General features: G+C 65.1%; 19 protein-coding genes and 1 pseudogene. 6 read left to right on the top strand and 14 right to left on the bottom strand.

Annotated features, from left to right (window positions below):
• Positions 1 to 25: 25 nt before the first annotated feature.
• From dmpG to HWV67_RS03305, 12 genes and pseudogenes are all read right to left on the bottom strand, one after another.
• Positions 26 to 1,034 (bottom strand): annotated as a pseudogene (dmpG, locus tag HWV67_RS03360) (4-hydroxy-2-oxovalerate aldolase).
• A 9-nt stretch (positions 1,035 to 1,043) separates the two neighbouring features.
• Complete coding sequence (locus HWV67_RS03355; protein ID WP_175649919.1) at positions 1,044 to 1,976, bottom strand: acetaldehyde dehydrogenase (acetylating); 933 nt, start codon at positions 1,974 to 1,976, stop codon at positions 1,044 to 1,046.
• A complete protein-coding gene (locus HWV67_RS03350; protein WP_175649918.1) occupies positions 1,973 to 3,832 on the bottom strand; it encodes a feruloyl-CoA synthase in 1,860 nt (619 codons plus the stop codon). The genes HWV67_RS03355 and HWV67_RS03350 overlap by 4 nt, the downstream gene beginning before the upstream one ends.
• A gap of 106 nt (positions 3,833 to 3,938) precedes the next feature.
• Positions 3,939 to 4,721, bottom strand: a complete 783-nt coding sequence (locus HWV67_RS03345; protein ID WP_175649917.1) for a 2-keto-4-pentenoate hydratase — start codon at positions 4,719 to 4,721, stop codon at positions 3,939 to 3,941.
• A gap of 27 nt (positions 4,722 to 4,748) precedes the next feature.
• Positions 4,749 to 5,720: an NAD(P)H-dependent flavin oxidoreductase gene (locus HWV67_RS03340; RefSeq protein WP_175649916.1), complete on the bottom strand. Its 972-nt coding sequence runs from the start codon at positions 5,718 to 5,720 to the stop codon at positions 4,749 to 4,751.
• A gap of 43 nt (positions 5,721 to 5,763) precedes the next feature.
• Positions 5,764 to 6,576 carry a 3-(cis-5,6-dihydroxycyclohexa-1,3-dien-1-yl)propanoate dehydrogenase gene (hcaB, locus tag HWV67_RS03335; RefSeq protein ID WP_175649915.1) on the bottom strand — a complete coding sequence of 271 codons (813 nt, stop codon included), beginning with the start codon at positions 6,574 to 6,576 and terminating at the stop codon, positions 5,764 to 5,766.
• Positions 6,577 to 6,610: 34 nt separating this feature from the next.
• The gene (locus HWV67_RS03330; protein WP_175649914.1) at positions 6,611 to 7,132 is read right to left on the bottom strand and encodes a 3-phenylpropionate/cinnamic acid dioxygenase subunit beta; all 522 of its coding nucleotides are present in this window, start codon (positions 7,130 to 7,132) and stop codon (positions 6,611 to 6,613) included.
• Positions 7,133 to 7,144: 12 nt separating this feature from the next.
• A complete protein-coding gene (locus HWV67_RS03325) occupies positions 7,145 to 8,494 on the bottom strand; it encodes an SRPBCC family protein (RefSeq protein ID WP_175649913.1) in 1,350 nt (449 codons plus the stop codon).
• A 41-nt stretch (positions 8,495 to 8,535) separates the two neighbouring features.
• Positions 8,536 to 8,889 carry a non-heme iron oxygenase ferredoxin subunit gene (locus HWV67_RS03320; protein ID WP_110970414.1) on the bottom strand — a complete coding sequence of 118 codons (354 nt, stop codon included), beginning with the start codon at positions 8,887 to 8,889 and terminating at the stop codon, positions 8,536 to 8,538.
• Complete coding sequence (locus HWV67_RS03315) at positions 8,886 to 9,734, bottom strand: protocatechuate 3,4-dioxygenase (protein WP_175649912.1); 849 nt, start codon at positions 9,732 to 9,734, stop codon at positions 8,886 to 8,888. Before HWV67_RS03315 ends, HWV67_RS03320 begins: the two co-directional genes overlap by 4 nt.
• 4 nt (positions 9,735 to 9,738) lie before the next feature.
• Positions 9,739 to 10,035 (bottom strand): extradiol ring-cleavage dioxygenase, encoded by a 297-nt coding sequence (locus tag HWV67_RS03310; RefSeq protein ID WP_110970416.1) that lies wholly within the window; start codon positions 10,033 to 10,035, stop codon positions 9,739 to 9,741.
• A 5-nt stretch (positions 10,036 to 10,040) separates the two neighbouring features.
• Positions 10,041 to 10,856 carry an alpha/beta fold hydrolase gene (locus tag HWV67_RS03305; protein ID WP_175649911.1) on the bottom strand — a complete coding sequence of 272 codons (816 nt, stop codon included), beginning with the start codon at positions 10,854 to 10,856 and terminating at the stop codon, positions 10,041 to 10,043.
• A gap of 303 nt (positions 10,857 to 11,159) precedes the next feature.
• Between HWV67_RS03305 and HWV67_RS03300 the strand changes: the two genes are divergently transcribed.
• The 6 genes from HWV67_RS03300 to HWV67_RS03275 all read left to right on the top strand — a co-directional run bounded on the left by HWV67_RS03300 (position 11,160) and on the right by HWV67_RS03275 (position 18,193).
• Positions 11,160 to 11,741, top strand: coding sequence for a TetR/AcrR family transcriptional regulator (locus tag HWV67_RS03300; protein WP_175649910.1), 582 nt, complete (start codon positions 11,160 to 11,162; stop codon positions 11,739 to 11,741).
• Positions 11,742 to 12,136: 395 nt separating this feature from the next.
• A complete protein-coding gene (locus HWV67_RS03295) occupies positions 12,137 to 13,174 on the top strand; it encodes a branched-chain amino acid ABC transporter permease (protein WP_175649909.1) in 1,038 nt (345 codons plus the stop codon).
• Complete coding sequence (locus HWV67_RS03290; protein ID WP_175649908.1) at positions 13,174 to 14,940, top strand: branched-chain amino acid ABC transporter ATP-binding protein/permease; 1,767 nt, start codon at positions 13,174 to 13,176, stop codon at positions 14,938 to 14,940. Before HWV67_RS03295 ends, HWV67_RS03290 begins: the two co-directional genes overlap by 1 nt.
• Positions 14,937 to 15,698, top strand: a complete 762-nt coding sequence (locus tag HWV67_RS03285) for an ABC transporter ATP-binding protein (protein WP_175649907.1) — start codon at positions 14,937 to 14,939, stop codon at positions 15,696 to 15,698. Before HWV67_RS03290 ends, HWV67_RS03285 begins: the two co-directional genes overlap by 4 nt.
• A gap of 54 nt (positions 15,699 to 15,752) precedes the next feature.
• The gene (locus HWV67_RS03280) at positions 15,753 to 16,889 is read left to right on the top strand and encodes an ABC transporter substrate-binding protein (RefSeq protein ID WP_175649906.1); all 1,137 of its coding nucleotides are present in this window, start codon (positions 15,753 to 15,755) and stop codon (positions 16,887 to 16,889) included.
• Positions 16,890 to 16,921: 32 nt separating this feature from the next.
• Complete coding sequence (locus HWV67_RS03275; protein WP_175649905.1) at positions 16,922 to 18,193, top strand: OprD family porin; 1,272 nt, start codon at positions 16,922 to 16,924, stop codon at positions 18,191 to 18,193.
• A 63-nt stretch (positions 18,194 to 18,256) separates the two neighbouring features.
• Here HWV67_RS03275 and HWV67_RS03270 read toward each other — a convergent pair whose 3' ends face one another.
• Both HWV67_RS03270 and HWV67_RS03265 read right to left on the bottom strand, forming a co-directional pair.
• Positions 18,257 to 19,417: a M20 aminoacylase family protein gene (locus HWV67_RS03270; protein WP_175649904.1), complete on the bottom strand. Its 1,161-nt coding sequence runs from the start codon at positions 19,415 to 19,417 to the stop codon at positions 18,257 to 18,259.
• Positions 19,418 to 19,429: 12 nt separating this feature from the next.
• Positions 19,430 to 21,064, bottom strand: coding sequence for an APC family permease (locus tag HWV67_RS03265; protein WP_175649903.1), 1,635 nt, complete (start codon positions 21,062 to 21,064; stop codon positions 19,430 to 19,432).
• Positions 21,065 to 21,160 lie beyond the last annotated feature (96 nt).

The raw sequence follows: 21,160 nt of genomic DNA, 5'->3' as shown, positions 1-21,160 counted from the left end.
GGAGCGAGCTTGCTCGCGATTTCGGTTAATTCCGCCGAGCCAGCAGATCCAACGCCACATCCACAATCATGTCCTCCTGCCCCCACCATCCGCCGCTTGCCCAGCTCAACCAGAATGTCCACGGTCTTCAACCCATACCGCTCCGCCGCGATTTCCGCATGACGCAGGAAGCTCGAATAAACCCCCGCATACCCCAGCGCCAGCGACTCCCGATCCACGCGCACCGGCCGATCCTGCAACGGACGCACGATGTCGTCCGCCGCATCCATCAAGGTGTAGAGATCAGTGCCATGGTTCCAACCAAGACGCTCGGCGGCGGCGATAAACACCTCCAGCGGCGCATTACCCGCGCCCGCACCCATGCCCGCGAGACTGGCATCAATCCGATCACAGCCCTCTTCCACCGCCGCAATCGAGTTGGCAACGCCAAGGCTCAGGTTGTGATGTGCATGCATGCCGGTCTGGGTTTCCGGGTTCAGCACCGCCTTGAACGCGCGCATCCGGTCGCGGATGTCCTGCATGTTCATCGCGCCACCCGAGTCAGCCATGTAGATGCACTGGGCGCCGTAGCTCTCCATCAACTTGCCCTGCGCCGCCAGCTGCTCGGCCGGGACCATATGGCTCATCATCAGGAAGCCGACGGTGTCCATGCCCAGCTCGCGGGCGTATTCGATGTGCTGCTTCGAGACGTCCGCTTCGGTGCAATGGGTAGCGACGCGGACCACACGGGCGCCGGCGTCATAAGCAGCTTTCAAGTCATGAACCGTGCCGATCCCCGGCAGCAGCAGCGTGGCGATCTTGGCGTGGCTGACCACATCCGCCACCGCCTCGATGTACTCAAGATCGGTGTGCCGGCCAAAGCCATAGTTGAAGCTGGACCCTTGCAGGCCATCGCCATGAGCGACTTCGATGGAGTCGACCTTGGCCTTGTCCAGCGCCCGGGCGATATCCCGCGCATTGTCGAGGGTGTACTGATGGCGCACTGCATGGCTACCGTCGCGCAGGGTGACGTCGGAGATATAGATCTTTTTCATGGTCGTTCCTCAGCCGTTGATCATCGACAGGGCCATGCGCTCGGCGGTGGCCATGGCGGCGGACGTCATGATGTCGAGGTTGCCGGCGTAGGCCGGGAGGTAATGGGCGGCGCCTTCGACTTCGAGGAACACCGAGGTCTTCAGGCCGGAGAACACGCCAAGACCGGGAATCTTCAGGTCGCTAACGTCCTCGAACTGGACCTTCTGCTTCAGTCGGTAGCCGGGCACATAGGCCTGGACGGCCTGGGCCATTTCGATGATCGAGGCCTCGACCTTCGCCTGATCGACCGCCTCGGAAAGGACGAATACCGTGTCACGCATGATCAACGGCGGCTCGGCCGGATTCATCACGATGATCGCTTTACCCTTGGCCGCCCCACCGATCACTTCGATGGCACGAGAGGTGGTTTCGGTGAACTCGTCGATATTGGCGCGAGTGCCTGGGCCAGCGGATTTGCTGGCGATCGACGCGACGATTTCGGCGTAATGCACCTTGGCGACACGGGATACGGCCGCGACCATCGGAATGGTCGCCTGGCCGCCACAAGTGACCATATTGACGTTGAGCTGAGCGAGGTTCTCTTCCAGATTCACCACCGGCACGCAGTACGGACCGATGGCGGCAGGCGTCAGGTCGATCAGACGAATGCCGGGTTTGATCGAGCGCAGGAAGGCGTCGTTCTTGACGTGAGCGCCGGCGCTGGTGGCATCGAAGACGAAATCGATATCAGCGAACTCAGGCATGCGCGTCAGCCCCTCGACCCCTTCGTGGGTGATGGCGACGCCCATCCGCGCGGCCCGCGCCAGACCATCGGACGCCGGGTCGATGCCGACCATCGCGGCCATCTCCAGATGCTGGCCGTGGCGCAGGATCTTGATCATCAGGTCGGTGCCGATATTGCCGGAACCGATGATGGCGACTTTCAGTTTGCGTTGACTCATACCGCTTCTCCGTAGACTTCGGCGAGCAGGATCACGTCCTGGCCGAGGGTGTCGGCGTACAGGCGCTGGACCGCGTCGGCGCGCAGCGTCAGGGCGGCGCGCTGGTTGATGTAGCCCTTGTCGGTGATTTCGCCGTCATTCAGGCTCGGTGGGGTGTCGAGGATCATCAGCCGCACCGCGTGCTGGGACGACGCCGGGAAGTCCCTGGCCAGAGCCTTCAAGCCGGCGCACAGGGCCAAGCGCACTTCCGGTTGCAACGCCAGTTGCGCGCCGCTCATGGACTCGCCGGCCTTGCCGAGCAATTCGCGCAGGGCCGGGGTCGGGTAGACCAGCGCGCCGATCACGTCGCGGTCGTGACCGCAGATCACACAATCGCTGGCATAGGGCGCCAGGGCGCTGACCAGCCGCGGGCGCAGCGTGCCCACCGACACCCAGGTGCCGCTGCTGAGCTTGAAGTCCTCGGTGACCCGGCCATCGAACAGAATGCCCAGCTCGGGCCGCTCCGGGTCCACCAGCCGGCCGGCATCGCCGATGCGGTAGAAGCCCAGTTCATCGAACGCCGCCTCAGTGCTCTGCTCGTCGTTGAGGTAACGCGGGAACACCGACGGGCCGCGCACGCGCATTTCCAGCTTGTCGCCGCTGGGCACGAAGCGGATCTGCGTGCCCGGCACCGGCAGGCCGATATTGCCGGCCTTGTCCAACTGGAAATGCACGCTGGTGACCACCGGCGAAGTCTCGGTCGAACCCCATTCGGTGGCGAAGAACAGCGGCGCCTCGCGCACTTCGGCGGCGCGGGCCACCAGCCGTTGCCAGGAGCTTTGCGGCAACGCGGCGGCGGCGTAGAACAGCAGTTCCAGGCGGCCGAACAAGGCGCGGGCCAGTTCTTCGTCACGCTCCAGGTACGGCAGCAGCGACTCGTAACCGCGCGGCACGTTGAAGAACAGCGTCGGCTTGACCGACTTGATGTTCTCCACCGTGCGGTCGATCTGCCCCGGCAGCGGCCGGCCGTCGTCGATGTACAGGGTGCCGCCGTTGCGCAGCACCAGGTTGAAGTTATGGTTGGCGCCGAACACGTGGCTCCACGGCAGCCAGTCCAGCACCACCACGTCGATCCGCTCGATGAAGGGCCAGCACTGGGCGATGGCCTGCTGGTTGGCGCAGAGCATGCCGTGCGTATTGATCACCGCCTTCGGCGAACCGGTGGAACCGGAGGTCAGCAGGTAGCGCGCCGGGGTGTCGCCGCTCAGGCGGGCAAAGGCGTCCATCACCGCCGGACTTTCCGGTTTGTAGAGCAATGGCAGGGCCAGCCCGTCGGGGATTTCCTGGGCGTTGCGTGCCGCCACCACCGGGCAGCGTGGTGCGACCAGCTCGATGGCGCGGCAGAAGGCATCGCCGTCGTTGACGAAGATCAGCGCCGGGTCCAGCACCTCGATGATCGCCTTGAGCTTGGCGCAGCCGCTGCCGGTATTGCGGGCATAGGCCACCGATACGGTGGACACCGGAATGCCCACGTGCATGGCCGCCAGGGTCAGCAGAGCCTGGTCGATATCGTTTTCAGAGAGCATCAGCACCGGGCGCCCCGGCGCAGTGTCCAGTTCCAGCAGGCCCTGGGCCAGAGCGCCGACACGCTGGCGCACTTCACGGTAGCTCAGGGTGAACCAGCCACCGTTGCGGCGTTCCGCGAGGTAAGCGCGGTCGGGGGTCTGATGCGCCCAATGCTCCAGCCATTCGCCGATGCAGCGGGCATAAGGTTGCAGGGGTTCGGCCGAGCCGAGGATGAAGCTGCCGTCCGCGCCGGGCTCATAGAGCACGCGCGCCGGCGCCAACCGCGTCGGGTCGTTGAAGATGTCGTACATGGCACGCCCTCATGAGTTCGGCGGGTCAGGTGCCCACCGCTCACTGATTTATTGTTGTGACGTTCGCCAGCCTGGCGGCCGGCCTCAAGGTGTTGGCTCGTTCGTTTCAGGCGAAGTGGCAGTTCACCTCGCCAAGCCGGGTCAGACGCAGGCGCAGGCTGTCGCCGGCCCGGACCTGGACCATCGGCCCCAGCGCGCCGGACAGCAGCACATCACCCGCCTGCAACGGACGCCCGGCCTCGGCCATGGTCCGCGCCAGCCACAGGCACGCGTCCAGCGGGTTGCCCATGCAGGCCGCACCAACACCGATGGCCGCTTGCGCGCCGTTTTTCTCCAGCAGCATGCCTTCCAGCGCCAGGTCGAGCCCGGCCAGGCTTACCGGGGTCTTGCCCAGCACATAAAGACCGGAAGAGGCGTTGTCGGCGACGGTATCGACCAGGGTGATCTTCCAGTCTTCGATCGCCGAATCGACAATCTCCAGCGCCGGCAGCACATGGTCCACAGCGCGCAGCAGCTCGGCCAGGGTGGTGTCGGTGTGCGGCAGGTCACGGCCGAGGACAAAGGCAATCTCGCCTTCGGCCTTGGGCTGGATCAGCCGCGTGCTGTCGATGGTCTCGCCGTCGCGGACTTCCATGTCGGCGAAGAGCATGCCGAAATCCGGTTGATCGACGCCCAGTTGCTGCTGCACCGCCAGCGAGGTGAGGCCGATCTTGCGCCCGCTCAGGCGCCGGCCGGCGGCCAGGGCGGCCTGGGTGTTGAGTTCCTGGACCGCGTAGGCGTCGGCCAGGCTGTTGATATCGAAACGCTCGGAAATGCGCCCGCACGGGGTGCGGGTCTGCCGGGCGCGGGCCAGTGCTTCGGCGGCCGGTTGCAGGGAAGGATGAGTCATCGTGTTTCTCCTGAAGGCAAGTTCGGCTTACAACGCGCGAGCGCGGCTTTCCTGGTAACCCTGGTGCAGTTCATCCACCAGTTCGGCGACGCTGTAGTGGCGGCTGATTTGCCCGACCCCCTGCCCCGCCGACCACACGTGCTTCCAGGCCTTGTTGGCGCTGGCGATGTTGCCGGAGAAGTCGATGCTGGCGCGGGTTTCGGTGGCCGGGTCGATACCGGCCTGCTCCAGCGACGGACGCATCCAGTTGGCCAACACGCCACTGACCGCCTTGGTGGTGACCACGTCATCCAGCGAGCAGTCCACCAGCATGTCGCGGTAGGCGTCTTCCACCAGGCTTTCCGCGGCGGCCACCAGGCGCGTGCCGACCAGCGAGAAGTCGCAGCCGAGCACTTGCGCGGCGTGGATATCGCGACCGTTGGAGATGGCTCCGGCCAGACCCAGCGGACCGTCCCAGAACTGCCGCACTTCGCCTGCGAAGGCGAACGGGTTGTAGTTGCCGGTGTGGCCGCCGGCGCCGTTACAAACCAGCACCAGACCATCGACGCCGGCGTCCGCCGCCTTGCGCGCCAGGGCCGGGCTGATCACATCGGCGATCACCACGCCGCCGTAGGCGTGCACCGCATCGAGCACGCGTTTAGGGCTGCCGAGTGCGGTGGAGACGATTGGCGGTTGGTAGCGTTTGACCAGTTCCAGCTCGGCGTCGAAGCGGTCGTAGGTGCTGTGCACGATCATGTTCAGCATCCACGGCGCGCGGGCCTCGCCGCGCTGGCTGGCGGCCTCGCGCTCGGCGACGATCTCGCCGAGCCACTGGTCCAGTTGTTCGACGGTGCGGGCATTGGGTGCCGGGAAGCTGCCGATGATCCCGGCCTGGCAGCAGGCCGAGACCAGCTTCGGCCCGGAAACCAGGAACATCGGCGCGGCCAGCACGGGCAGATTGAGGCCCGCGACCAGGTCCAGCAGGTGTTGTTGCGGTGCACTAAGGCTTCTGTTGCTCATCACGCATCTCTCTTGTTTATTTTGTAGAGCACGCTGGCTGGGTTCAGGTCTTGCGATGCTTGGCCGCCCCGCTGCTACGGATTTCCCAGCCGCCATCGCTGTGGATGATGTTGGCGGTGGTCAGCCCGGCGTTCTCCCGCGAGGCCAGCAGCACGTAATGGCCGGCGTGGTCCTCGGGCTCGGCGATACGCTGCAGCGGCACTGCCTGGGCGGCGCCGGCTTCGAAGCCGGGAATCTGGTTCAGCGGCACGCTGCGGCTGTTCAGGCCTTCCAGGCTCTTCATCGGCGTGTTGGTGGCGCCGGGGGCGACACCGTTGACGCGGATGTCCGGCGCCAGCTCATAGGCCAACTGGCGGATCATCCCCACCAGCGCATGCTTGGCGGTGACGTAGAGAATGCCACCTCCGCCGGCATAAAAGGCGCTGTTGGACAGGGTGAAAATCATGCTGCCGCGGGTTTCGCGCAGCGCCTCGGTCGCCGCCTGGGCGCCGAGCAGGTAACCCTGGACATTGATCGAGAACAGCTTCTGGAACGCGCCTTCGAAATCTTCCGGGGCGATGCGGTCGAGCCGGGTGAAATAGTCGAATACCGCGGCGTTGCCGACAAAGGTGTCGAGCTTGCCGAAGGCTTCCAGCGTTGCCGCCACGGCGCGCTGGTTGTCCTGCCAGCGCGAGACATCGCCCTGTACGGTGATCACCGCGTCGCCCAGTTCGGCGGAGAGCGCAGCCAGTTGCGCGGCGTCACGGCCCATGACCGCGACCTTCGCCCCTTCGGCGACATAGCGGCGCACGATGGCGCTACCGATGCCGCCAGTGCCGCCGGTGACCAGTGCGACCTGGTTGTTTAGCCAACCCATAAATCAATCCTCGGAAATTCAGCAACACGGGGTGTCACAGGAAGGTATTGATGTTCTTGCACAGCAACATCGCATTGGGGATCAGGATCTTGCGCTTGAGCAGCTTCAACCCGTCCGCCTCGATCCGCAGCACATCCTCGCGGCGGCCGGTGATCTGCGACTGTTCATCAAGCCCGCGGCTGCGCACGTTGATAAAGCAGGAGTAGGCGCGGTACTCGCCCGGCGCCTCGCCGGCATACACCTCGATATTGCTCACCAGGTGCACATTGCGCGTCGGCGGGTTCTCGGCCCAGGCCGACGGCTGCTTGAAGCGCGATACCCGGCGTTGCAGCTCGCGAATGCCGTCGTCGAAGAAGGCCATGTGTTCCAGGGTGTAGGGCCCGGACTTGTCCTCGCGACGACGGTTCTCGATGCCGGGCATCCAGTAGTGAATCGCCTCGCTCAGGGTCTGCAGCCATTCGTCCCAGCATTCGTTGTCCAGCAGGCGCGCTTCGCGCAGCAGGAATTGCTCGACGCGGCGCACCTCGTCGAAGGTCAACTGTTGTTCCAGTGTCATGCGGGCTTCTCCTCAGCGCATCTTGCCGTTGCGGTCCGGGACATCCGCCCAGGTCGGCGCTTGCAGCAGGTCTTTCCAGCGCTGGTAGAACGCCCGCGCATTGCATTCGTTGAGCTGGCCCTTGAACACATTGCCCGGCAGCTCGCTGTTGTCGATCCGGCTGTCCATGCCCAGGCCGACGTACAGGTCCTGGTAACGGGTGACTACGCCGCGCGCGGTCTTGGTGCAGTACTCCCAGTTCTCGCCGTCGTCCATTTCGAACACGCCGGTGGGCGAGAAGGTCATCATCGCGCCGCGGCGCCATTTGTCCTTGATGTCCTGCGGGGCGTTCTTGTTGACGATCACCCAGGTGAACAGCTCGATCTTGTGCGGCCCGCGCGGCTGCCAGATACGCACGGTGTTCTGCCCCGGCAGGAAGGAGAAGTTGGGGAACACGGTGAACGAGGAAATCGCCCCGATCAGCTTCGAGCGGAACTCGCCCAGGCGCTCGGCGACCTTGGGCCGCAACACGTGCAGGTATTTGTTGATATCGCGCTCGCCGAGGGTCGCGGCGTTGCCCACCACGTCGGTGGCGAATTCGTAGCCGTGGCCGTTCCAGTTCACCGAATAGGATTCCGGCAATTCGCCGACATTGGTCACCGGCCCGCCGAGCATGGCCTTGGCCGCCGAGTCGTGGGTCCAGCCGCCATGAAGGATGTCGCCAACGAAGTTTTCCGCAGCGATTTTCCAGTTGCAGTCGATGGTGGAACGGATGCAGCCGCCGAGGAACTCGCTGCCGCCCTCGTCCATATCGAGCATCACGTCGAGGTACCAGGTCATCGGCCCGAGGTAGTCCTCAAGGGTCGGTGCGTCGGCAGCGAAGGTGGCGAACACCAGGCCTTTATAGGTGCCGACCCGGGCTTCGCGCAGGCCGTGTTTCGATTTGTCGAAGTTGCTTTCTTCGTAGCACTTGGATTCGTGCATGCCCATCAGCCGGCCACCGTCGGCGCCGAACGACCAGCCGTGGTAGTTGCAGATAAAGCCGCGAGCGTTGCCAGCCTCGGCGAAGCAGACCTTGTTGCCGCGGTGCGGGCAGGAATTGAGGAAGACTTTCAGCGAGCCGTCCTTTTGCCGCACCACCAGCACTTCGTCCTCGCCCATGGAGGTGGTCAGGTAGTCGCCGAATTTCGGCAGTTGCGATTCGTGGGCAACGAACAACCAGCAACGGGCGAAGATCTTTTCCATCTCCTGCTCGTAGATGGCCTGGTCCCAGAACACCTTGCCCGACAGCCGGCCTTCTTCCATGTCGCAGATGCGATCGAGGTTATCCAGGCTCGGGGTGGATTCGATGGTTCTGAGCGGTATGTATTTATTGTTATCCATGGTTCGGACTCACACAGGAATGCGGTGGGACAGCGACGACGTCAGACCGGGCTCTCGGCCGCGGCCAGGGCCTCGTCGGCTTCGAGGGCGACGTCGGCGTACACCTCGCGGTCGGTGACGATGATCTTGTAGGTGCGCAGGTGCCGCTCGCAGGGGAAGGTCACGGCCTTGCCGCTGGGGATGTGGAACTGACCCCAGTGCACCGGGCAGGTGATCAGGTCGTCTTCCAGATCGCCTTCGGCCAGCGAGGCGGTGGCGTGGGTGCACATGTCGGTGGTGGCGTAGAAGGTGCCGCCCAGGTTGTAGACGCAGATCGCGTCGCCCTCGGCCTGCTCGACCTTCTTCAATTCGCCCGGCGCCAGTTCGTCGCGCTGGCACAGCAATACCCGGCTCATGCCCGGCCCTCCTTTAATTGCACAAAGCCCAGGCCGGTGACCCACGCTGGCACCGCTTCATAGGCGACCACTTCGCCCACCGGCTGCTCCAGCGCGGCCATGGCGCAGGCGAAGTTGCGGATTTCCATGGCGCCGTTGCCGGCGCGACGGAGGATTTCCTCGTCGCTGTAGGCGCACAGGCCTTCCAGGTCGCCCTTGACTCCCAGTTCGAGAATTTCGCGGTCGAAGTCTTCGGCGACCTTGCCCATCTCGACGGTACCGACCCAGTGGCTGATGCCGCCGCTGCCGATGATCACCACGCGCTCGTCGGCGTCGAAGGCTTCCACCGCCGCGCGCAGTTGCCGGCCGAGGTCGGCCGAGCGTTTCAGCGAGATGTACGGATCGACGCCGCAAGCCAGGTACACCGGAATGCTCGGCAAGGTCTTGCCCAGCAGTTGCTCGGCGGGCTGCACCACCAACTGGTGCGGGATCGAGAACGAATGGTCGACGGTGAAACTGCGCGCCACGCTCCAGTCAACGCCGGTGGCGTCACCGTGGGCGACGATGTGCTCGGCCAGCGCCTGGTGGTTGCTCACCACCCGGCGTTGCAAGCCCGGCAGGCGATCGATCGGGCCGTCGACGTCGCCGGTGCCGATCACGTAGCGCGGCAGACAGTGGGTGCCGAACAGAATGTAATGGTCGCAACCGACGATGATCACCGCGGTCGGTTCCAGCTCGGCGAGGCGCCGGGCGCAGTCGGCGTAGGCTTGCCACACCGCCTCGCGCTGGGCTTCGGGCGGCGCATTCGGCGCCACGAACATGACCGGGTCGTGCGGCATCCAGAAGCCGCCTACTATCTTGCCCATCTCATCACCCCTTGAGCGCGGCGGAGAAACCCGCGCTGAGTTCATCGGTGCAGCCGAGGCGCTGCTTGTAGATCGCCATGTCGCGCTCCACGGAAAGTTCCTGCCAGAAGCCCATGGTCAGCATCGGGTTGACCCCGGCCGCCTGCAGCCCGGCAACATCGAAGCCGAGGATCATCGCCGCCTCGTCTTCGCTCAGTTCGAAGCGGGCGAGAAAGCCCGCAGCGTCCTGGCGAAACCGCTCTTTGGCGGCGCGCTCGACGCACAGTTGCCAGAGCACGCGCTCCATTACATTTCGGCTCATGGCGCTTACTCGCTGAGGAAGTCGCGGACCAGCGCGGCGAAGCGCCGTGGCTGCTCGCTCTGCACCCAATGGCCGCAATGACCGAACAGATGCAGGTCGGCGTTCGGCACCCTGTTGGCGATCAGCAGACCGCATTCCGGCGGCACCACACGGTCTTCGCGGCCATGCACCACCAGGGTTGGCGCGGTGATTTTCGCCAGCGCTGCGGCGGGGAAGCCTTTGACCAGGGTCTGGCCCTCGGCGGCCGGACGCGGGATCAGTTTGCGCAGGGCGTCCTGAGCGCCGGGCCGGACACTGGCTTCGAAGCGCGACTGCACCAGTTCGTCGGTGATCAGCGAGGTGTTGTAGGGGAACAGCTCCATCAGGCGACGCATGTTCTCCAGCGACGGCTCGTATTCCCAGGCGCCACGCAGGCCCGGGGTCTGCACGAATTCGCCGGCAGGGGTGCCGAGCAGCACCAGTTTGTCGACCCGCTCCGGAGCGAACACCGCCAGGCCGATGGCCACGGCGCCGCCGAAGGAGTTGCCGATAAAGGAGGCTTTCTGGATATCCAGCGCATCCATGATGCCCAGCAGGTGGTTGACCCACAGCTTGATGTCGTACTTGGCGTCGGCCTGGAATTCGGTGAAACCGAAGCCGGCGATGTCCGGCACGATCACCCGCCAGCGGTCGGCGAACACCGGAATTGACTTGGCCCAGTTGGTGCCGCCGGACACACCCGGACCCGAGCCGTGCAGCAGAAACAGGGCATCACCCTGGCCGGCTTCGTAGTAGTGGGTGTTGTGCCCTGCGGCCAGCAGCGTCTTGGCAATTGCGCTCATCGAGGTCTCCGTTTTTATTCTTAACATACAGATGTGTATCCGAATGCTATGGATGGTTTTGACGTGCGTCAACGAAAAAAACGCGCAATGGTGTAAAAATATGCGGGTCAACCTACAGATGTGTATTTCAAGAAATGGGTGAATTCGGCAAACTGCCGGTGCCCCGGAGCGCGCTCTGGCTGCGCCGGCGGCAATAGCCTCGGCATTGCGCCGGGCGCTAGAATGCCCTCCTTAGCGCCCCGGGCCGGGCCACGATCCTGCCGCCCTGGCGCCTTCCAGCTCGATGAACAAGGCCCTTACACAATGTCATCACGCACCAACCTCACCCGCGAAGACTGGATCCACGCCGCCCAACATGTGCTGGTCAGCAGCGGCGTCGACGCGGTCCGGGTCGATACCCTGGCCAAGGAACTGAAAATCACCCGCGGCAGCTTCTACTACCACTTCAAAAGCCGCGGCGAACTGCTCGAAGGCATCCTCGGCAACTGGCGTGCGCGCGCCACCGAAGACGTGATTCTCAACCTGCGCAACGCCCACGCCTCGCCGCTGCAGCAGTTGCAGCGCCTGCTGGAATTGCCGTCCCACGGCCAGACCGCCAAGGAAGCCGCCGCCATCGAACTGGGCATCCGCGCCTGGGCCCGCCGCGACAAACAGGCGCGCCAGGCCATCGACGAGGTGGACAGCCACCGCCTGAACTACATCGAAGGCTTGCTGATCCAGGCCGGCGCGCCCGCCGATGAAGCACAGGACCGCGCCTACCTGATCTATGCGTACCAGATCAGCCTGTCGTTGCTGCACAGCGACGACACGTCCGAGCAGCGATTGGACCGTAGTCAGCGCATGGCGGGTTTGTTGTTGCCACACGGCGCTGCCGTTCCGGCCTGAGGCAAAGATGCGAGACACCCAGTGGGAGTTGGCTTGCCAACTCCCACAAAATGAATGACCCGCAACGCCATCGCAGTACGGCTGAAAACCGCAAAAAGATACATAACTGTATCTTTCGATTTCAAAACCCCCTCTTTCTCCCTTCCCCTATTGACAAACCTCCGTCATGACCCGCTAGTCTATACATACACATTCGCATGTGTATTCCAATAAGGTCGCCCACAGCCCACACCGGGGCTGGACCCTAAGACAATAAAAATACAGTTGGGTATCTCACTATGTTCTCGCATGCGCGCACCGGCCGCCCCGCCGATCTACCGCCTCCCCCCGACCTGACCGACAGCCCGTCCGCGCGGCCCGGCCTTTCCTACCCCATCGCTCGCTGAGGGTTGCTCATGGATCTCTCGATACTGGCGTTTCTCGGCCAGGACGGCCTCACTACGGGTGCGATTTATGCGCTGGTGGCCCTGGCGCTGGTCCTGGTGTTCTCGGTCACCCGCACCATCCTGGTGTTCCAGGGCGATTTCGTGACCTACAGCGCCCTGACCTTGGCGACCCTGCAACTGGGCCTGCTGCCCGGCACCTTGTGGCTGCTGATCGGCCTGTCATTGCTGGCCTGCACGCTGGATGCGGCGATCGCCGTGCGCCACGGCCATTACCGGCGCCTGCCGGGCCTGGCGCTGCGTTACCTGAGCGTGCCGGCGCTGCTCTGGCTGGTGCTGGGCAATCTCGATCTCGCTGCCCTGCCCGGCGTGTTGCAGATCGTCGTCACCCTGGCTCTGGTCACGCCGCTGGGCCCACTGTTGTATCGACTGGTCTACCAGCGCGTGGCGGAAACCTCGGTGCTGTTGCTGCTGATCATCTCGGTGGCGGTGCACATCGCGCTGGTCGGCATCAGCCTGTGGATGTTCGGCGCCGAGGGCGTGCGCACCCAGGCGCTGACCGACGCCAGTTTCATGCTCGGTGACCTGCCGGTAAGCCTGCAAAGCCTGCTGGTGATCGCTTGCGCGCTGGCGCTGATCAGCCTGCTCTACGCCTTCTTCGGCCACAGCCTGTACGGCAAGGCCCTGCGCGCCACCGCACTGAACCGCAACGGCGCGCAACTGGTGGGCATCCCGACGCAACTGGCGGGCCAGAGCGCCTTCGGCCTGGCGGCGTTTATCGGCGCGGTGTCCGGGGTGCTGATCGGGCCGCTGACCACGCTGTATTACGACTCCGGCTTCCTTATCAGCCTCAAGGGCTTCGTCGCCGCGATCTTCGGCGGCCTCGCCAGTTACCCCATCGCCGCCTGCAGCGCGTTCTTCGTCGGCGTGCTGGAAAGCTTCGCCAACTTCGGCGCCTCGGCCTTCAAGGAAGTCATCGTGTTCACCCTGGTGATCCCGGTACTGCTGTGGCTGTCGCTGAAACACCCTCATCTCGAGGAGCAACACTGATGACCCGTCGCCTGCTTCCCCTGATCCTGCTGCTGGCGGCCATGTGCCTGGCGCCAAGCGTGCTGCCGCCGTTCCACGTCACCCTGCTCAACTACATCGGCCTGTACAGCCTGGTCGCCATGGGCCTGGTGCTGCTCACCGGCATCGGCGGCATGACCTCCTTCGGCCAGGCCGCATTCGTCGGCATCGGCGCCTACGCCACCGCGGTGCTGTGCACCGAGTACGGCCTGTCGCCCTGGCTCGGCCTGCTGGCCGGGCTGGCGATCACCCTCGCCGTAGCCACCAGCCTCGGCCTGCTGACCCTGCGCCTGGCCGGGCACTACCTGCCGATCGGCACCCTGGCCTGGGGCCTGGCGCTGTTCTACCTGTTCGGCAACCTGCCGGGCCTTGGTGGTTTCGGCGGCATCCAGGACCTGCCGGCCATCGAGCTGTTCGGCTGGCGCATCAGCAGCGCCGCCGACTTCAGCCCGCTGCTCGGCTTGATCCTCGCCGCCAGTCTGTGGCTGCTGTACAACCTGCTCGACAGCCGCCAGGGCCGGGCGATCCGCACCCTCAAGGACGCCGCCGGCATGGCCGAGGCGATGGGCATCCCCACCGCCCGCAGCCGCTTGCAGGTGTTCTTGATCGCCGCATTGCTGGCCTCGCTGTCCGGCTGGCTGTACGCCCACCTGCAACGGGTGGTCAACCCGACCCCGTTCTCGGTGGTGATGGGCATCGAATACCTGTTCATGATCGTCCTCGGCGGCGTCGCCAGTCTCTGGGGCGCGCTGCTCGGCGCCGCCTTGCTGACGCTGATCAAGCAGGTGCTGCAGGATGTCCTGCCGCACCTGTTCGGCCAGGCCGGCAACTTCGAAATGATCTTCTTCGGCGTGCTGATCATCCTCGTCCTGCAATACGCCCGCGGCGGTCTGCTGCCGCTGTTGCAGGCGGCGCTGCCCAAGCGCCGGCGCAGCACCGCACTGCCCGCCGAAGCCGCCGCCCTGCCCCGGCGCAGCATGCCCGCCCATGGCCAGCCGCTGCTGGTGGCCGAAGGACTGATCAAGCGTTTCGGCGGCCTGGTCGCCAACAAGGACATGGGCCTGGCGATCAACAGCGGCGAAGTCACCGCGCTGATCGGCCCCAACGGCGCCGGCAAATCCACCCTGTTCAACCTGCTCTCCGGGGTGCTGTCACCCAACGCCGGGCAGATCAGCTTCCTCGGCCAGCGCATCGACGGCCTTGCGCCGCGCGCCATCGCCCGCCTCGGCGTCAGCCGCACCTTCCAGCACGTGCGCCTGCTGCCAGAGATGAGCGTGCTGGAAAACGTCGCCCTCGGCGCCCATATGCGCGGCGAAGCCGGCCTGCTGCGCTCGATGCTGCACCTGGAGCGCGGCGAGGAAGCCAGCCTGCTGGCCGAAGCCGCGCGGCAGATCGAGCGAGTGGGCCTTGGCGAACACCTGCACACCCCCGCGGGCAGCCTGGCGCTGGGTCAGCAACGCATCGTCGAAATCGCCCGGGCGCTGTGCAGCGACCCGATCCTGCTGTTGCTCGACGAACCCGCCGCCGGCCTGCGCTACGGCGAAAAACAGGCCCTCGCGCAACTGCTCGAACAACTGCGCGGCGAAGGCCTCGGCGTGCTGCTGGTGGAGCACGACATGGACTTCGTCATGGGCCTGGCCGACCACATCGTGGTGATGGAATTCGGCCAGCGCCTGGCCTGCGGCACCCCGCTGGAAATCCAGGAAAACCCGGCGGTCCTGGCCGCCTACCTCGGAGGTGTGGAATGAGCCGCCTGCTGGATGTACGCAACCTGTCGATCAACCACGGCAAGGTGGAAGCGGTGCGCAACCTCGACCTGCACCTGGACGAGGGCCAGATCGTCAGCCTGATCGGCCCCAACGGCGCCGGCAAAACCACCTTGATGGCGGCACTGATCGGCCTGCTGCCGTCCACCGGCGAGGTGAGTTATGCCGGCCAGCCGCTGCTGGCCCACCACGGCGTGGCCCAACGCATCGACAAGGGCATGGCGCTGGTGCCGGAAAGCCGCGAGCTGTTCGGCCTGATGAGCGTCGAGGACAACCTGCGCCTCGGCGCCTTCAGCCGCCACCGCCAGGGTCATCGCGATCACCAGCAGACCCTCGACGAAGTCTTCGCGCTGTTTCCGCGGATGCGTGAACGCCGCGAACAGGCGGCCTGCACCCTCTCCGGCGGCGAGCGGCAGATGCTCGCCATCGGCCGCGCGCTGATGGCCAAGCCGCGCCTGCTAATGCTCGACGAACCAAGCCTGGGCCTGGCGCCACGGGTGATCGGCGAGATCTTCGACATCTTCAAGACCCTGCGCGAACGCGGCGTTTCCATCCTGCTGGTGGAGCAGAACGCCCGCGCCGCACTGAAGATTTCCGACTACGGCTACGTCCTCGAAGTCGGCGACATCGTCCTGCACGGCGACGCCACCGACCTCGCGCAGAACCCCCGGGTGGTCGAGAGCTACCTGGGCCGCAAATCCTCATCCACCGCCACGGAGGCCGCCCGCGCTACCGGCTAGCACCCGCCGTTCCCGACACGCTCAACGCCATAACAACAATACTCAGGAGCTTCCATGAAACCGTTCATTCCCTTGCTGCTGGTGGCCGCCCTGTCGGCCGCCGCCCAGGCTGACGTCACCGTCGGCGTGATCCTCTCCACCACCGGCCCCGGCGCTTCGCTGGGTATTCCGGAACGCAACACCATTGCCCTGCTGCCCAAGGAAATCGCCGGCCAAGCGGTGAAATACGTAGTCCTCGACGACGGCAGCGACAGCACCGCCGCGGCGAAGAACGCGCGCAAGCTGGTCAGCGAAAACCAGGTGGACCTGCTGATCGGCTCCACCACCGTGCCGACCTCGGCGGCCGTGGCGCAGATCGCCAAGGAAAGCCGCACCGCGCAGATCGCCCTCGCCCCTTACGCGCCGCCAGGCGGCGAGCAACAGTGGATCTTCACCATCGCCCAGACCAACGCGCTGATGGCCGAAGCACTGATCGAGCACATGAAAGAAGCCGGGGTGAAGACCCTCGCCTACATCGGCTACAACGACGTCTGGGGCGAGGACTGGCACAAGGTGCTCAGCGAGCTGGCACCCGCTGCGGGGATCACGCTGGTGCGCGACGAGCGCTTCAACCGCACCGATTCCTCGGTCAGCGGCCAGGCCCTGAAAGTCATGAGCGCCAAGCCCGACGCCGTGTTGATCGGCGCCACCGGCACCCCGGCCGCGCTGCCCCACACCGAACTGCGCCGCCTTGGCTACAAGGGCACCATCTACCACACCCACGGCGCCGCCAACTCGGCCTTCCTGCGCATCGGCGACAAGGCCCTGAACGGCGCGATCCTGCCGGTAGGCCCGGTGGTGGTGTGGGACAAATTGCCGGAAACCCACCCGTCCAAAGCCGTCGCCAGCGACTACGCCCAGCGCTATGAAGCGCAGTACGGCGCGGGCAGCCTGTCGCCGTTCGGCGCCTACCTGTACGACGCCATGCGTCTGGTCGAAGCGGCCGTGCCTGCCGCACTGAAAACCGCCCAGCCGGGCAGCGCCGAATTCCGCCAGAGCCTGCGCGACCAGCTGGAAAGCACCAAGGACGTAGTCGGCACCCATGGCGTCTACAACCTCAGCGCCACCGACCACTTCGGTCACGACCAGCGCGCCCGCGCCCTGGTGACCGTGAAGGACCAACAGTGGGTCCTGCTGCACGCCCCTGAATGAACCCCGAAAACAACAATAAGAAAGGCCACACCATGAACCGACTCAACACCGCCGTCGCCCTCGGCTCGCTTTGCGCCCTCAGCCCGGTCCTCCAGGCCCAGGGTTTCTTCGAAGACAGCAAGGCGACCGTCACCGCCCGCAACTACTACTTCGACCGCGACTACAAAGGCACCTCGGCGCAATCGGCGACCCGCGAATGGGCCCAGGGCTTCATCCTGCGCTTCAATTCCGGCTACACCGAAGGCCCGGTGGGCTTTGGCCTCGATGCCCAGGGCCTGCTCGGCATCAAGCTCGACTCCAGCCCCGACCGCACCGGCACCGGTCTGCTGCCATTCGACAGCACCGACCGCCATCCCCGCGACGACTACTCGGAGCTGGGCCTGACCGGCAAGATCAAGGTGTCCAAGACCGAACTGCAGGGCGGCACGCTGATGCCGATCCTGCCGATCCTGTTCGCCAGCCCGACGCGCCTGCTGCCGCAGACCTTCCGTGGCGTGAACATCAAGTCCCAGGACATCGACAGCCTGACCCTCACTGCGGGCCGCCTCGACCGCATGAACCAGCGCGACTCCACCAACGACCAGAAGATCTCCATCGCCGCGCCCAACCGCCGCTTCAACGGCGCCGCGCAGTCGGACGCCTTCAACTACATCGGTGGCGACTACCAGTTGTCCGAGCCGCTGACCCTCAAGTACTACCACGCCGAGCTGGAGGACATTTACAAGCAGGACTTCGTCGGTTTCATCGACAACCGCGCGCTGGGCGGCGGTCGCCTGAAGACCGACGTGCGCTACCACATCAGCCGCGAACACGGCCCGGCCAAGGCCGGCGAAGTCGACAACCGCACCTTCGGCATCATGGCCACCTACAGCCAGGCCGGACACAGCCTTGGCCTGGGCTGGATGCAACTCAACGGCAATACCTCCATGCCCTACATCGCCGGTTCCGAGCCGATGGTGGTCAGCGAAGGTGCGCTGAGCAGCGAATTCCTCAACCCCAAGCAACGCACCTGGCAAGTCCGTTACGACTACGACTTCGTCGCCATGGGCGTTCCCGGCCTGAAAGGCATGCTGCGCTATCTGGACGGCAGCCATATCGAACTGCCGACAGCGTTGGGCGGGTCGGGGTTGAACGAAAGCGAGAAGGATATCGAGCTGTCGTATGTGGTGCAGAGCGGACCGCTGAAGAACGTCGCCGTACGCCTGCGACATGCCTGGTACCGCAACGACTTCGCCCCGGCGGCGTCGTTCCGGGATGACAATGAGCTGAGGGTGAATATCGACTACACGCTGGCGTTGTTCTGATGAAATGAGCCCCCGCCTTGTGCGGGGGCTTTGTTTTGGCCATGCAGGAGCGCTACCAAACCATCAAACCGACAAGCTTCTTCTCACCACCTCGGCAAAGTAGCGTGCCCCCACGCCCAGAATCCGGTCATTGAAGTCATAGCAGGCGTTATGCAGCGGCGTCGCCCCGACCTCGCCCTCAGCGCCGTTGCCGATAAACACGAAGTTGCCCGGCACCTGTTGCAGGAACGCGCCGAAATCTTCCGAGATCATCATCGGCGCCACCTCGGCATCCACCGCCGCCTCGCCCACCACCGCACGCGCAGCTTCCACCGCCAGCGCAGTATTCGCTGCCCAGTTCACCGTCGGGGCGAATTCGTGGCTGTACTCGAACTCGCACTCGGCGCCATTGGCCGCGCAGATGCCCTGGCTGATCTCGCGCATCCGCGTCTCCAGCAAACGTTGCACCTGCGGGCTGTAGCTGCGGGTGTCGCCCTTGATGGTGACGTGGGTGGGAATGGCGTTGCGAATGCCGTCGGTCAGGAACTCGGTGCATGACACCACCGCCGACTGGCTTGGATCGACATTGCGCGCCACCACGGTCTGCAGCGCCAGGACGATCTGGGCCCCGGTCACCAGCGGGTCGACACCCATGTGCGGCCGCGCCGCGTGGGTGCCGCGACCACGAATGCGAATGACGAAGTTGTCCTCGCTGGCCATGATCCCTCCAACCCGCGTGGCGATATGCCCGGCCGCCATCCCCGGCATGTTGTGGGCACCGTAGATGGCGTCTACCGGGAACCGCTGGAACAGCCCGTCCGCCATCATCGCCTTGGCGCCACACCCATGCTCTTCGGCAGGCTGGAAGATGAAACGCACCGTGCCATTGAAATTGCGCTGGCGACACAGCAGGTCGGCGGCGCCAAGGACCATCGCCATATGCCCGTCGTGGCCGCAGGCGTGCATCTTGCCGGCGATGCGCGAAGCGTGCTCGCGGCATGGCGCCTGTTCGGTGATGTTCAGCGCGTCCATATCGGCACGCAGGCCAATGACGCCCGCGCCCTCGCCCACGGTCAGACTCGCCACCAGCCCGGTGCCGCCGATGCCGCGGTGCACTTCAAGGCCCATGCCCTGGAGAATCCCGGCCACCCGCTCGGCGGTGTCGACTTCCTCGAAGCCGGTTTCCGGGTGGCGGTGGAACGCATGGCGCCAGTCTTTAAGGCGCTGTTCGAATGCATCAGTCATGGTCGATTCCTGTCACGGGGTCACGGTCGAAGGTGAGGTGGGCATCGCGAGGGACGCGGGTTCAGTCTCGGCGCTGTCGCGCCAGGCCGCGCTCTCCTGAAGGTGCCGGGTGCGATAGCCGCTGCGCACCCCGGCGTAGTAGAAGGCCAGTGCCATCAGCGCTACCACCAGCATGTCCCAGCCCGCCGGCAGCACGCCGATGCCACCGAAATCGCTGCTGCCCAGCCAAGACACCAGGGCCATGGCGGGGAGGAAGCCGATCAGCCAGAGGGCGGCGTAGAGGTCGCGGGCAAATCCTTTCCAGCCGGCCTTGGCCTGAAACCAGAAGAAAATCGGCAAGGCGCCCACCACCAGCAGGATCACCTGGCCGGTCAGCGGCCAGCGCGCCCAGTACAGCACCAGCGCGGCGCAGACAAAGGCAAACGGTGCGACCACGGCCATGCCCTTGATCACCAGCGGACGCGGGACATCCGCCGCAGTGACGCGCAAGGTCATCAGGCTCACAGGGCCAGTAAGGAACGAGATGATCACCGCTACCGAAATCACCGCCGCCAGCGTGCCCCAGCCGCGGAAGAAAAACAGAAAGACGAAGGACACCGCCAGGTTCAGCCACATCGCCGGACGCGGCACGCCATACAGCGGGTGCAGGCGACCAAAGACTTTCGGCAAGGTGTTGTTGCGCTCCATGGCATGGATCATTCGCGCCGTGGTGGCGGTGTAGATCGAACCGGTGCCCGAAGGGCTGACGAAGGCATCCAGGTACAACAGCATCGCCAGCCAGTTGAGGTTCAGCGCCAGGGCCAATTGCGCCAGCGGCGAGTTGAAATTCAGGCTATGCCAACCGCCGGCAATGCTTTGCGGGCTGACCGCACCGATGAACGCCACCTGCAACAGCACATACACCACCAGCGCAATCAGCACCGAGGTGATCAGCGCGAAGGGAATGCTGCGCCCCGGATTACGCGCCTCGCCGGCCAGGCTGACCGGGCTCTGGAAGCCGTTGAAGCTGAACACGATGCCGCTGGCCGCCACCGCGGTGAACACCGCCGACCAGCCATAAGGCGCGAAGCTGGCCTGGCTGCCGTCACCGAAGTTCTCCGGATTGAACCCGGCCCAGATCAGCACCACGCCGGTCAGCGCCGGGACGATCAGCTTGAACAGGGTGATGGCGGTGTTGGTCCGTACGAACAGCTTCACCCCCCAGTAGTTGAGGCCGAAGTACACCAGCACCAGTGCGGCGCTGGCCCACAGGCCGGAAGTGCTGAGTTCGCCGTTGGCGACCATTGCCCGGGCCCAGGGGTAGTCCCAGGACGCCATGTACTGGATCGAGGCGATGGCTTCGATGGGAATCACCGAGACGATGGAGATCCAGTTGGCCCACGCCGCCATGAAACCCACCAGCGCGCCGTGGGAGTAGCGGGCGTAACGGACCATGCCGCCGGACTCGGGAAACATTGCGCCCATTTCGGCGTAGGTCAAGGCAATCGCCAGAATCACCACGGCGCCGATGATCCAGGCCAGGATCGCCGCCGGCCCGGCGATGGCCGAGGCATGCCAGGCGCCGAACAGCCAGCCCGAGCCGATGATGGACCCCAGCCCGGTCAGCATCAGCGACCAGGGTCCGATAGTGCGTTTGGTAGCGTGCATGTCACTCTCCGCTTGTTGTTTTTGTCTGGAGCAGCAGGCGTCGGATCAGGCCGGTGACAGCCTGATCGGACGGGGTAATCGGGAAAGGGAGAAATC

Source organism: Pseudomonas sp. Marseille-P9899 (genome assembly GCF_903166565.1).
Lineage (GTDB): Bacteria > Pseudomonadota > Gammaproteobacteria > Pseudomonadales > Pseudomonadaceae > Aquipseudomonas > Aquipseudomonas huaxiensis.
The sequence above is the reverse complement of the archived record's forward strand: the minus strand, read 5'-3'. Positions and strand labels throughout refer to the sequence as shown.